12 protein-coding genes and 1 pseudogene are annotated in these 11884 nt (G+C 69.8%); 7 read left to right on the forward strand and 6 right to left on the reverse strand.

Going from position 1 to position 11884, the window contains the following annotated elements; all coding sequences use genetic code 11:
- The first annotated feature begins 31 nt into the window (after positions 1-31).
- From OG331_RS37270 to OG331_RS37280, 3 genes are all read left to right on the forward strand, one after another.
- Positions 32-748 carry a DsbA family oxidoreductase gene (locus OG331_RS37270; protein WP_406204809.1) on the forward strand — a complete coding sequence of 239 codons (717 nt, stop codon included), beginning with the start codon at positions 32-34 and terminating at the stop codon, positions 746-748.
- Between the two features lie 99 nt (positions 749-847).
- Positions 848-1900 (forward strand): aminotransferase class V-fold PLP-dependent enzyme, encoded by a 1053-nt coding sequence (locus tag OG331_RS37275; protein ID WP_406204812.1) that lies wholly within the window; start codon positions 848-850, stop codon positions 1898-1900.
- A 178-nt stretch (positions 1901-2078) separates the two neighbouring features.
- Positions 2079-3095: a maleylpyruvate isomerase family mycothiol-dependent enzyme gene (locus OG331_RS37280; RefSeq protein ID WP_406204814.1), complete on the forward strand. Its 1017-nt coding sequence runs from the start codon at positions 2079-2081 to the stop codon at positions 3093-3095.
- Between the two features lie 22 nt (positions 3096-3117).
- Here the strand turns inward: OG331_RS37280 and thpD are convergent, their stop codons facing one another.
- The 6 genes and pseudogenes from thpD to OG331_RS37310 all read right to left on the reverse strand — a co-directional run bounded on the left by thpD (position 3118) and on the right by OG331_RS37310 (position 8074).
- Positions 3118-4005 (reverse strand): ectoine hydroxylase, encoded by an 888-nt coding sequence (thpD, locus tag OG331_RS37285; RefSeq protein WP_365062250.1) that lies wholly within the window; start codon positions 4003-4005, stop codon positions 3118-3120.
- A gap of 7 nt (positions 4006-4012) precedes the next feature.
- Positions 4013-4417 (reverse strand): ectoine synthase, encoded by a 405-nt coding sequence (locus tag OG331_RS37290; RefSeq protein ID WP_328882499.1) that lies wholly within the window; start codon positions 4415-4417, stop codon positions 4013-4015.
- A gap of 28 nt (positions 4418-4445) precedes the next feature.
- Entirely contained in the window at positions 4446-5717 is a 1272-nt protein-coding gene (gene ectB, locus OG331_RS37295) for a diaminobutyrate--2-oxoglutarate transaminase (RefSeq protein WP_406204819.1), read from the reverse strand.
- Positions 5718-5748: 31 nt separating this feature from the next.
- The gene (ectA, locus tag OG331_RS37300) at positions 5749-6255 is read right to left on the reverse strand and encodes a diaminobutyrate acetyltransferase (RefSeq protein ID WP_406204822.1); all 507 of its coding nucleotides are present in this window, start codon (positions 6253-6255) and stop codon (positions 5749-5751) included.
- A 307-nt stretch (positions 6256-6562) separates the two neighbouring features.
- A pseudogene (locus tag OG331_RS37305) lies at positions 6563-6781 on the reverse strand (DUF664 domain-containing protein); the annotation flags it as partial.
- A 192-nt stretch (positions 6782-6973) separates the two neighbouring features.
- Positions 6974-8074, reverse strand: a complete 1101-nt coding sequence (locus OG331_RS37310) for a pyridoxal-phosphate-dependent aminotransferase family protein (protein ID WP_406210542.1) — start codon at positions 8072-8074, stop codon at positions 6974-6976.
- A 192-nt stretch (positions 8075-8266) separates the two neighbouring features.
- Here OG331_RS37310 and OG331_RS37315 point away from each other — a divergent pair, with 192 nt between their 5' ends.
- Genes OG331_RS37315 through OG331_RS37330 form a run of 4 tightly spaced genes read left to right on the forward strand, consistent with a single transcriptional unit; the run spans position 8267 to position 11884 of the window.
- Entirely contained in the window at positions 8267-9115 is an 849-nt protein-coding gene (locus OG331_RS37315) for a transporter substrate-binding domain-containing protein (RefSeq protein WP_406204825.1), read from the forward strand.
- Positions 9116-9119: 4 nt separating this feature from the next.
- Positions 9120-9962, forward strand: a complete 843-nt coding sequence (locus tag OG331_RS37320; protein WP_362378573.1) for an amino acid ABC transporter permease — start codon at positions 9120-9122, stop codon at positions 9960-9962.
- Entirely contained in the window at positions 9959-10768 is an 810-nt protein-coding gene (locus OG331_RS37325; protein ID WP_406204827.1) for an amino acid ABC transporter ATP-binding protein, read from the forward strand. Before OG331_RS37320 ends, OG331_RS37325 begins: the two co-directional genes overlap by 4 nt.
- A gap of 21 nt (positions 10769-10789) precedes the next feature.
- Positions 10790-11884, forward strand: coding sequence for an amidohydrolase family protein (locus OG331_RS37330; RefSeq protein WP_406204830.1), 1095 nt, complete (start codon positions 10790-10792; stop codon positions 11882-11884).

Here is an 11884-nt window from a genome sequence, read left to right on the forward strand (position 1 = left end):
GTATCCGTACGACCTGGAGAGAGCCACAGACATGCGCGTCGAGATCTGGAGCGACATCGCCTGCCCCTGGTGCTATGTGGGCAAGGCCCGCTTCGAGAAGGCGCTTCAGGCCTTCCCGCACCGCGAGCAGGTCGAGGTGGTGCACCGCTCGTTCGAGCTGGACCCCGGGCGCGCCAAGGGCGACATCCAGCCCGTGATCACGATGCTCACCAGGAAGTACGGCATGAGCGCGGTGCAGGCACAGGCCGGTGAGGAGAACCTCGGCGCGCAGGCCGCCGCGGAGGGCCTCGCGTACCGCACCGAGGGCCGCGACCACGGCAACACCTTCGACATGCACCGGCTCCTGCACCTCGCCAAGGAGCAGGGCAAGCAGGACGCGCTGATCCAGATCTTCTACCGGGCGAACTTCGCCGAGGAGCGGTCCGTCTTCGCCGAGGGCGAGGAGCGGCTCGTGGAGCTGGCCGTCGCCGCCGGTCTCGACGCCGACGACGCCCGCAAGGTCCTCGCCGACCCGGACGCCTACGCCGACGAGGTCCGCGCCGACGAGCGCGAGGCGGCCCAGCTCGGCGCCACCGGGGTGCCGTTCTTCGTCCTCGACCGCAAGTTCGGCGTCTCCGGCGCCCAGCCCGCCGAGGTCTTCGAGCAGGCGCTCACGCAGGCGTGGGGCGAGCGGTCGCCGCTGACGCTGATCGACCAGGGCGACGCGGACGCATGCGGTCCGGACGGCTGCGCGGTGCCGCAGCACTGACCGAACGCGCAGGTCAGGGCCGATCCATAAGCATCGCTTGGTGAAACCACGCAAAGAATCGCAATGGACCGAGAGGTGCCGAGGGCTCAGAGTGGAGCCATGGAGACCTTCGAGACCCTCGTCCGTGCCGAGTTCGCCCCGAAGAACGTCTATCTCAACACCGCGAGCAACGGCCTGCTGCCGGCCCGCACCGTGACGGCCGTGGAGCAGGCCGTGCGGATGCGGGCCGAGGGCACACCGCTCGGCCCGCTGTACGAGGACGTGGAGGCCGTCCGTGCCTCCTTCGCCCGGCTGGCCGGCGTCCCCGTCGAGCGGGTCGCGACCGGGGCCTCGGTCGCCGAGTACGGCGGGCTGATCGCCGCCTCGCTGCCGGCCGGAGCCGAAGTCCTCACCGCGGAGGCCGACTTCGCCTCCCTCGTGAACCCCTTCCACATGCGCGGCGACCTCAAGGTGCGCGCGGTCCCGCTGGACCGTCTCGCCGAGTCCGTCCGCCCGGACACCGCGCTCGTCGCCGTCAGCTCCGCGCAGTCCGCCGACGGCCGCGTAGCCGACCTGCCCGCGGTGCGCGCGGCGGCCCGCGCACACGGGGCGCGCACCTATGTCGACGCCTCCCAGTCCGCCGGATGGCTGCCGATGGAGGCCGGCGAGTACGACTTCCTCGCCGCCGTCGGCTTCAAGTGGCTCATGGGCCCGCACGGAGCCGCGTTCTGCGTCGTCCCCGAGGACTTCGGCGGGCTGACCCCGCTGCTCGCCGGCTGGGTCGCCGGAGAGGTCCCCTGGGACAGCTGCTACGGCCCCGTCGAGAACCTCGCCCGCTCCGCACGCCGCTTCGACATCAGCCCCGGCCTCTTCACCTTCGCCGGGCTGCGCACCTCCCTGGAGCTGATCGAGGAACTCGGCGTGAGCGCCATCCAGGCCCACGACCTCGCCATCGCCGACCGCTTCCGCGCGGGACTCGCCACGCTCGGCCACGAACCGGTGCCGGCCCCCGGCTCGGCGATCGTGTCCGTGCCCGGACTCGGCCACCGCCAGCCCGAGTTGAGCGCGGCCGGCATCGAGGTCTCCGACCGCGCGGGCAACCTGCGCGCGGCCTTCCACCTCTACAACACCCCGGAGGATGTCGACCGGTTGCTGAACGTCCTGTCTTCCTGAACCACGGGCGCCTTGGGGCGGCGCAGCCGCTCAAGGGGAGCGGGGAACTGCGCGACGAGCCACGATGCACCCGCACCCGCCATGGAGCCGCACCATTCCACCGAACCCGGCGCTCGAAACAGGCGCATGATGGCGAGAGGGGCACGAACCGGGGACGGGCACGGAGAGAAGGCGCGCGGTGACCGACGATCACGAGGCGGTACGTGAGCTGCTGGCCGCGTGGGCCTTCGGCGCCCTCGAACCGGCCGAGGAGAAGGCGGTCCCGGCGCACCTCGCCGAGTGCGCGAGCTGCGCGGCGGAGGCGGCGCGGCTGCGGGAGACGGTACGACTGCTGGAGGGGCCGCCGCTGCGGGCTCCCGCGGGGTGGCCGGCCGACGGGACGCCGCCCGCGCCGTCCCTCGACCTGCGCACGCGCCCGGCCGCGGGCCCCGGTGTCGCCCCGCACGCCGCGCCCTACGCCGCCGCCGTCGCCGGGCTGAAGGCGCTGCTGCCCGAGCTTGCGGGCCGCTGGGCCACGCCGGTCGTGCACGACTGGGACGCGCACGCCACCGTCGCCCACCTCCTCGCCGCCGACGAGCACCTGGCCGCCCGGCTCGGCGCGAGCTCCCGAGTGCCGCCCACGCCGGTCGAGGAGGGCCCGCAGTGGGAGGACGCCTGGAACCGCCGTACGGCGGAGGTCATCGCCCATGAGCACGGCCGTACGCCTAAGGAGACCGTGGCCGACTGGGCCGCGCAGGCGGACGAACTGCTCGGCGCATCCGAGGCCCACGACGTCGAACTCGCCGCCCGGGCCGTGACGTTGATGGGGCTGCGGCTGCCCGTCGCCGAGCACTTCCTGGTGCGCGCCTTCGAGACCTGGATCCACACCGACGACATCGGCCGCGCGCTCGGCCTCACCGTCCCGCCGCCGTCCGAACGGCACCTGAGGCAGCTGATCCGCCTCGCCGTCCGCATCCTCGGCCTGTCCCTGGGACCCACCGCGCCCCCGGTGCTCTTCTCGGTCACCGGGGGCGAGGAATGGGTACTGGGTTCCGAGGACGAGCCCGTACGGACCGAACTCGCCCTCGACCCGGTCGACTTCTGCCTCCTGATCGGCGGCCGGCAGTCCCCGGCCACAGTCCCAAGAGGCACCACCGGCGACGCGGCCGCCGCACAGAACGTACTGGAGCGTGCCGCGTCGCTGGCGTGGCTGTGAGGGTCACCTCACGGACGCGAGGTCACTTCACCGGGGTGAAGTCCCTCGCGCCAATGAACTCCGGGCGGCGGATCGGGGCCGCGAAGGGGTCGACGGCCGTGTTCTCGACGCTGTTGAAGACGATGAACACGTTGCTGCGCGGGAACGGCGTGATGTTGTCGCCGGAGCCGTGCATGCAGTTGCAGTCGAACCAGGTCGCCGAACCGGCCTTGCCCGTGAAGAGCTTGATGCCGTACTCGGAGGCCATCTTCGTCAGCGCCTCGTCGGACGGCGTGCCCGCGTCCTGCATCTGGAGGGACTTCTTGTAGTTGTCCTTCGGCGTGGCCCCCGCGCACCCGAGGTAGGTCCGGTGGGAGCCGGGCATGATCATGAGCCCGCCGTTGGTGTCGTAGTTCTCGGTCAGCGCGATCGAGACGGACACCGTCCGCATGTTCGGCAGACCGTCCTCGGCATGCCAGGTCTCGAAGTCGGAGTGCCAGTAGAACCCACTGGCCCCGAAGCCCGGCTTGACGTTGATCCGCGACTGGTGGACGTACACGTCCGAGCCGAGGATCTGCCGAGCCCGGCCGACGACCCGCTCGTCGCGCACCAGGGAGGCGAACACCTCACTGATCTTGTGCACCTCGAAGACGGACCGGATCTCCTTGGACTGCGGCTCGATGATCGACCGCTCGTCGGCACGGATCGCCGGGTCGGTGACCAGCCGCTCCAACTCCTGTGCGTAGACGGCCACCTCGTCGTCCGTGATGAGCTGGTCGATGGCCAGGAAGCCGTCGCGCTCGAACGACTGGAGTTCGGTGGCCCCGATCGGCCCCGGCGTGTCGGGGGAGCCCCACACAACGGGGTCCTGGCGCGGGGTCGACACCTCGGTGGCGCCGCGGCTGGGGTAGAGATCGGTGACGGTGGTCATGGGTTTCTCACACCTCCTCGGGCTCGGTGAGCAACGGGTATACGCCGTTCTCGTCGTGGTCCTCCCGGCCGGTCACAGGCGGGTTGAAGACGCAGATGCAGCGGAAGTCCTTCTTGACCCGCAGCGTGTGCCTCTCGTGCCCGTCCAGGAGGTACATGGTCCCGGGCGTGATCGCGTGCGTCCGCCCGGTCTCGTGGTCGGTCAGCTCGGCCTCGCCCTCGACACAGACGACGGCCTCGATGTGGTTCGCGTACCACATCGACGTCTCCGTACCCGCGTACAGGATCGTCTCGTGCAGCGAGAAGCCGACCCTCTCCTTGGCGAGGACGATGCGTTTGCTCTCCCAGGTACCGGACGCCGATTTCACGTGGCGGTCGGTGCCTTCGATCTCCTTGAACGAACGGACGATCACGGTGCTGCGATGCCTCCTAGGTGGTGTTTCAGATGGTTTCCCGCACGGCGCGGGCGAGGATGCTGAGACCCTCGTCCAGCTCGTCCGGGGTGATCGTGAGCGCCGGAAGCAGCTTCACGACCTCGCTCTCGGGGCCCGACGTCTCGATGAGCAGGCCCAGCTCGAAGGCGCGCTTCGCCACTCGTCCGGCGCGCTCCTTGTCGTGGAACTCCAGGCCCCACACGAGCCCGCGCCCGCGGTACTCCCGCACATCGGCGAGGTTCTCCTCGGTGATGGAGATGAACGCCTGCTCGATCTGCTCGCCGCGCTTGCGGGTCTGCTTCTCCATCGCGGACCCGTCGGTCCAGTACGTCTCCAGCGCGGCGGTGGCGGTGACGAAGGCGGGGTTGTTGCCGCGGAAGGTGCCGTTGTGCTCGCCCGGCTCCCAGATGTCCAGCTCGGGCTTGAACAGGCACAGCGACATGGGCAGTCCGTAGCCGCTGATGGACTTGGACACGGTGACGATGTCCGGGGTGATGCCCGCCTCCTCGAAGGAGAAGAAGGCACCGGTACGGCCGCAGCCCATCTGGATGTCGTCGACGATCAGCAGCATGTCCTGCCGCTTGCACAGCTCGGACAGGGCGCGCAGCCACTCCGGGCGGGCGACGTTGATGCCGCCCTCGCCCTGCACGGTCTCCACGATCACGGCGGCGGGCTTGTTGAGGCCGGAGCCCTGGTCCTCCAGGAGCCGCTCGAACCACAGGAAGTCCTCGACCGTGCCGTCGAAGTAGTTGTCGAACGGCATCGGCGTGCCGTGCACGAGCGGGACGCCCGCCCCGGCCCGCTTGAAGGCGTTGCCGGTCACGGCGAGGGAGCCCAGGGACATGCCGTGGAAGGCGTTGGTGAAGGACACGATGGCCTCGCGGCCCTTCACCTTCCGCGCCAGCTTGAGCGCCGACTCCACGGCGTTGGTGCCCGTGGGGCCCGGGAACATGACCTTGTACGGCAGGTCACGCGGCCGCAGCACGATGTTCTGGAAGGACTCCAGGAAGGCACGCTTGGCGCTCGTGGACATGTCGAGCCCGTGCGTGACGCCGTCACGCTCCAGGTAGTCGATCAGGGCCCGTTTCAGGACCGGGTTGTTGTGCCCGTAGTTCAGCGAGCCCGCGCCGGCGAAGAAGTCCAGGTACTCGTGGCCGTCCTCGTCGTACATACGGCTGCCGCGCGCGCGGTCGAAGACGGTGGGCCAGCCGCGGCAGTAGCTGCGCACCTCGGACTCGAGGGTCTCGAAGACGCTGAGGTCGGGCTGGGTGATGGTCACGACGAATCGCTCCTCGTTGCGTGGGGGGAAGTCAGAGGGAGAAGGGACCGATGCGGTACAGGACTTCGGCGTCGTGCGGTCCGTCCGGGAAAAGGTTTGTGGGGAACAGCACCTCGCGCTCCAGAGCGGCGCTGTGCCGCTCGGCGAAGGCGCCGAACAGGCGTTCGGAGGCGGTGTTGCCGGGTGTGATGGTGGTCTCGACGCTCGTCACGCCGTACTCGCCACCGACCCGTGCGACGAGCCCGTCGAGCAGCGCGGCGGCGATGCCGCGTCCGCGGTAGGCGTCGTCCACGGCCACCTGCCAGACGAGCAGGGTGTGCGGGCGCTCCGGCCGTACGTATCCGGTGATGAAGCCGACCGGCTCCCCGCGCTCGTTGCGGGCGACGGCCGACGTGCCTGCGAAGTCGCGACACCACAGCAGATAGCTGTACGACGAGTTGAGGTCGAGGGCCTTGGAGTCACGGGCAATCCGCCACAGCGCGGCCCCGTCGGCCACCGCCGGTCGGTCGATTTGCAGGTCTGCTTGTGCGGCAGTCATGCGAATTGAATTTACCGAGGGAAATTCAAAATTGCATTGCCGTCAGGGGTTACGTATGGGCGTCGGATGTGTTATCACGCGGGCGTGAGTGATACCGCCGAGAGGGTGCGAAACGCCCGAGTTTGCCCGGCTAATCCATCCCAAATCGGTCACGATGTGGAACGCGTCACAGCCATGTAACTCTCACGAGACCTGCCCGAATTACGTCGGTTGGTGTTCGCGGAATCTTTGCGTTTAGGTCCAGAAAAAGCGGGCAGAAGAGGATGGGAAGCTGCCCCTGAAAAGAATTCCTGGAATTACGTTGAATTCAGGCTCCGGTAACACCGTCGATGCACTCTCGCAGAATGTCGGCGTGACCGTTGTGCCGCGCGTACTCCTCGATCATGTGAATCAACACCCACCGCATACTGACCTCTACCCCGACCACCCGCTGGAACCAGTTCCGCTCACACTCCGCGAGATGCTGCACCAGTCCGAGCAACGTCAGCTCCGACGGGCGGCCGTCGGGGAGGTGGGTGGGCGCGTCGGTAGTCATGAGGGGAGCATGGCGCCGTTTCTCGGGTGGCGTTCACCGGACCGGAGCGGTCCGGCCGTGCCGGCCCGTCCGGCGTGTGAGGACCAGGCCGTTCAGGCCGATGTGGGGGTCCGGGGGCGGAGCCCCCGGGTTCGGGACGGGAAAGGGCGGCGGGGGCGAGCAAGGACGGGCCCCGGCCGACGACTACCGCCAGGCGTCCTCCACGGCACGCAAGGCCCCCTCGACATCCACCTTCAGCCCGGCCTCCGCCAGCGCAGCGCCCAGCGCCGCCACGCACCCCCGCACCGCACCGACCGTCGCATCCACCCCGTAGTGATTCACCCGGATCATCTCCTTGGCCAATGCCCCACCCCCCGCAGCCAGCGGCAGCGCAGCGTCGATCGCCAACGCCCGACCCACGACCTCGGACGCCACCACCCCGGCAGGCACCCGAAGCGTCGTGGCGACCGGCGCCGCATCCGCGACGTCGTGCACATACGGCTCCAGACCCCCGCCCAGCGCCACCGCCCCGGCCCGAGCGGACAGCGCAGCGGCCCGGTGCCGGGCCATCACGGCATCCGGCCCGTCCGCCTCGATCCGCTCCACGCATGCCTCCAGCGCCAGCATCTCCAGCTGTGCCGGCGCGTGCAGCAGTGCCTTCCGGCCCCCGTCGATCCACCGCTCCTTCCAGTCCAGCAGCGACAGATACGACCGCCGCGGCGCCCGCGGATTCGCCGCCATCCGGGCCCACGCCCGCTCGCTCACCGACACCGCCGACACCCCGGCAGGACCGCCCATCGCCTTCTGCGCCCCGATCACGCACAGGTCGACGCCCCAGGCGTCCGGCAGCACCGGCTCCGCACCGATCGACGCCACGGCGTCCAGGTAGAACAGCGCCCCGTGCGCCCGCACGACCTCACCGATCTCGGCGACGGGATTGGTGTTGCCGGTGGCCGCCTCCGCGTGCACCAGGGACACGAAGTCGATCTCGGGGTGCTCGGCGAAGGCCGACCGGATCTGATCGGCCGTGACCGCCGTGTGGAACGGCACCGCCAGATCGATCACCGTCGCGCCGCAGTCCCGCAGCCAGTCCCCGAAGGTCTGCCCGTACGGCCCGGTGATCACGTTCAGCGCGGTCGTACCGGGCCCGGCGGTCCCCCGGATCGCCCCCTCCAGCGGCAGCAGCGCCTCACCCTGCATGATCACGACGTCCTGCCCGGTCCCGAGCAGCCGGGCCACCCGGTCCTCGATCGCGGCGAAGCGGGAGGCGCTCAGCGGGGCCAGGTCCAGGAAGGGGTGGTTCACGGCGGGGCTCACGTCGCTCTCTCAGCTCTCTCGGGTCCGCAGGTGGATGTGACGAGCGTAACCGGGCGCCCAAACACCCCATCCCGCTACCGACTTCTTAGGTCAAACAGCCCCCTAACCATCAGTTGTGTTTGAGGACCTCAAACCTCTCCTTATAATCGGAAGCTACAGTTCCCTCACAGGAGGCTCCCCGTGAAGACGACCTTCGGGCGCCGGACCCGCATTCTGGCCGCCACCACCGCGACGGCCGGGCTGGTGCTCGTGGCCGGCTGCTCCTCCGACGACAGCGGCGGCAGTGGTACGAAGACGGCCGCCGGCGGTGTCGAAGTCGTCAAGGCGGGCCAGCTCACCACCTGCACCCACCTGCCGTACCCGCCCTTCCAGTCGGAGATCGACGGCAAGGTGCAGGGCTTCGACGTCGCCCTCATCGACCTGGTCGCGGACGACCTCGGTGTGAAGCAGACGATCGTCGACCAGCCCTTCGAGAACTTCAAGACCGGCGGCTCCCTCAACGCCGGCAGCTGCGACCTCGCCGCCGCCGGCATGACGATCACCGAGGAGCGCAAGAAGAACGTCGACTTCTCGGACCCGTACTTCGAGGCCACCCAGGCCGTCCTCGTCGACAAGAAGAGCGGCATCTCCTCCTTCGCGGACCTCAAGGGCAAGAAGGTCGGCGCCCAGGCGCAGACGACCGGCGAGGACTACGCCAAGAGCAAGGGCCTGGACCCGGTCTCCTTCGAGTCCTCCGACGCCGTCCTCAACGGCCTGCGCACCGGCCAGGTCGAAGCGGTCGTCATCGACTACCCGGTCGTCCAGGGCTGGCTGAAGGACAAGGCCAACGCCGCCGCCTTCGACGTCGCCGAGCAGATCAACACCGGTGAGCAGTACGGCTTCACGGTGAAGAAGGGCAACACCAAGCTTCGCGAGGCCATCAACAAGGCCATCGCGGACGCCAAGGCCGACGGCACGTACAAGAAGCTGTACGAGCAGTGGATCGGCCCGTACGACGAGTCCGCCGCCTCTGCCTCGCCCGCCGCCTGACCCCATGGCCGACACAGACGTACAACTCCAGCCGAAGCAGCCCAGGAAGAAGGGCCTGACCCGGCGTCAGAAGCGCAGCCTGTCGCGCGGCATCCAGTACGTCGTCTTCGTCGCGGCCGTGATCGCCTTCGCGGTCGCGGCCGACTGGGGGCGCCTGCAGAACCAGTTCGCGCAGGGCGACATCGCCGAGCAGATGTTCCCGGACGTCATCACGCTCGCGCTGAAGAACACCGTGCTCTACACCCTGTCCGGCTTCGTCGTCGGACTGGTCCTCGGCATGGTGATCGCGCTGATGCGGCTGTCGTCCGTGGGCCCCTACCGCTGGCTCGCCGGCATCTACATCGAGATCTTCCGCGGGCTGCCCGCCCTGCTGATCTTCATCTTCATCGGTGTCGCCGTGCCGCTGGCCTTCCCGGGCACGGAGATCCCGGGCGGCACCTACGGCAAGGTCGCGCTCGCGCTCGGCCTGGTGGCGGCCGCGTACATGGCGGAGACGATCCGCGCGGGCATCCAGGCGGTGCCCAAGGGGCAGATGGAGGCGGCGCGCTCGCTCGGCTTCTCGCCCGCCCGCGCCATGATCTCGATCATCATCCCGCAGGCCTTCCGGATCATCCTCCCGCCGCTGACCAACGAGCTCGTCCTGCTCTTCAAGGACTCCTCGCTGGTGCTGTTCCTCGGTGTGACGCTGGAGGAGCGGGAACTGTCCAAGTTCGGCCGTGACCTGGCCAGCCAGACCGCCAACTCCACGCCGATCCTGGTCGCGGGCCTGTGCTACCTGCTGGTCACGATCCCGCTCGGCTTCGTCGTACGCCGCATGGAGGCGAAGGCCCAGGAGGCCGTGAAATGAGCGAGAGCCTTCTCAGGACCGGCCCGGAGATCGAAGTCCGCGGCCTGCACAAGTCCTTCGGCGACAACGAGGTGCTGCGCGGCATCGACCTGCAGATCAACCAGGGCGAGGTCGTGTGCGTCATCGGCCCGTCCGGCTCGGGCAAGTCGACCCTCCTGCGCTGCGTGAACCTGCTGGAAGAGCCCTCCAAGGGCCAGGTCTTCGTCGGCGGCGCCGAGCTGACCGACGAGGACGTCGACATCGACGCCGTACGCCGCCGTATCGGCATGGTCTTCCAGCAGTTCAACCTGTTCCCGCACCTCACGGTGACCGAGAACCTCACGCTGCCGCAGCGCCGGGTGCTCAAGCGGGACAAGGCCGCGGCCGCGAAGGTCGCCGCCGAGAACCTGGAGCGGGTCGGCCTGTCGGAGAAGGCCGCGGCCTACCCGTCCTCCCTCTCCGGCGGCCAGCAGCAGCGCGTCGCCATCGCCCGCGCCCTCGCGATGGGCCCCGCGGTGATGCTGTTCGACGAGCCGACGTCGGCGCTGGACCCGGAGCTGGTGGGGGATGTCCTCGCCGTCATGCGCATGCTCGCCGACGAGGGCATGACGATGATGGTCGTCACCCACGAGATGACCTTCGCGCGCGAGGTCGCCGACCGGGTCGTCTTCATGGACGGCGGAGTGATCGTCGAGGACGGCACCCCCGACCAGGTCATCGGCAACCCGCAGCACGAACGCACCCGCCACTTCCTCTCTCGCCTCCTCGACCCGGCGATGGCCGAGGTGGAGGAGGAGACCTCGGACCAGGTGGGCAACACGCCCTAGCCGGTCACTAAGGTGCGGTGCATGAGCGATCGCGGGGTTGTGCTGCACCTGAAGGGCCGGGTCCTCGTCGGGCCCGACGACGTCCGGGACGAGCTGTGGGTCGTCGACGGCCGGATCTCCTACGACCGCCCCGCGGGCGCGCGCGACGTGCGAACCGTCGAGGGCTGGGCCCTGCCCGGCCTCGTCGACGCGCACTGCCACGTGGGCCTCGGGGCACACGGCCCGGTCGACGACGACATCGCGGAGAAGCAGGCCCTGACCGACCGCGAGACGGGCGCCCTGCTGATCCGCGACGCCGGCTCGCCCTCCGACACCCGCTGGATCGACGACCGCGAGGACCTGCCGAAGATCATCCGGGCCGGCCGGCACATCGCCCGTACCCGCCGCTACATCCGCGGCTACGCCCACGAGATCGAGCCGGAGGACCTGGTCGCCTACGTTGCCCAGGAGGCCCGGCGCGGCGACGGCTGGGTCAAGCTGGTCGGCGACTGGATCGACCGCGACCTCGGGGACCTCGCGCCCACCTGGCCGCGCGAGGCGGTCGAGGCGGGCATCGCGGAGGCCCACCGGCTGGGCGCCCGCGTGACGGCGCACTGCTTCGCCGAGTCCTCGCTGCGCGACCTGGTCGAGTCGGGCATCGACTGCATCGAGCACGCCACCGGCCTCACGGACGACCTGATCCCCCTGTTCGCCGAGCGCGGGGTGGCGATCGTCCCCACCCTCGTGAACATCGCGACCTTCCCGAAGCTGGCCGACGGCGGCGAGTCCAAGTACCCCCGCTGGTCGGCCCATATGCGCCGGCTCCACGAACGCCGCTACGACACGGTCCGCTCCGCCTACGACGCCGGCATCCCGGTCTTCGTCGGCACGGACGCGGGCGGCACCCTGCCGCACGGCCTGGTGGCGGCCGAGGTCGCGGAACTCGTCACCGCCGGCATCCCCGCGGTGGAGGCCCTCGCGGCGACGACCTGGTCGGCCCGCGCCTGGCTCGGCCGCCCGGGCCTGGAGGAGGGCGCCGCGGCCGACCTCGTCGTCTACGAATCCGACCCGCGGGCCGACGTACGCGTGCTGGCGGCGCCTCGTCGGGTGGTGCTGAACGGGCACGTGGTCGGCTAA

The organism is Streptomyces sp. NBC_01017 (assembly GCF_045162795.1).
Taxonomy (GTDB): domain Bacteria; phylum Actinomycetota; class Actinomycetes; order Streptomycetales; family Streptomycetaceae; genus Streptomyces; species Streptomyces machairae.

Excerpts from the sequence above, each read along its gene's own strand:
- OG331_RS37275 (WP_406204812.1), top strand. The coding sequence starts at position 848 with ATGGAGACCTTCGAGACCCTCGTCCGTGCCGAGTTCGCCCCGAAGAAC.
- ectA (WP_406204822.1), bottom strand. The coding sequence starts at position 6,255 with ATGACTGCCGCACAAGCAGACCTGCAAATCGACCGACCGGCGGTGGCC.
- OG331_RS37270 (WP_406204809.1), top strand. The coding sequence starts at position 32 with ATGCGCGTCGAGATCTGGAGCGACATCGCCTGCCCCTGGTGCTATGTG.
- OG331_RS37325 (WP_406204827.1), top strand. The coding sequence starts at position 9,959 with ATGAGCGAGAGCCTTCTCAGGACCGGCCCGGAGATCGAAGTCCGCGGC.
- thpD (WP_365062250.1), bottom strand. The coding sequence starts at position 4,005 with ATGACCACCGTCACCGATCTCTACCCCAGCCGCGGCGCCACCGAGGTG.
- OG331_RS37330 (WP_406204830.1), top strand. The coding sequence starts at position 10,790 with ATGAGCGATCGCGGGGTTGTGCTGCACCTGAAGGGCCGGGTCCTCGTC.
- OG331_RS37320 (WP_362378573.1), top strand. The coding sequence starts at position 9,120 with ATGGCCGACACAGACGTACAACTCCAGCCGAAGCAGCCCAGGAAGAAG.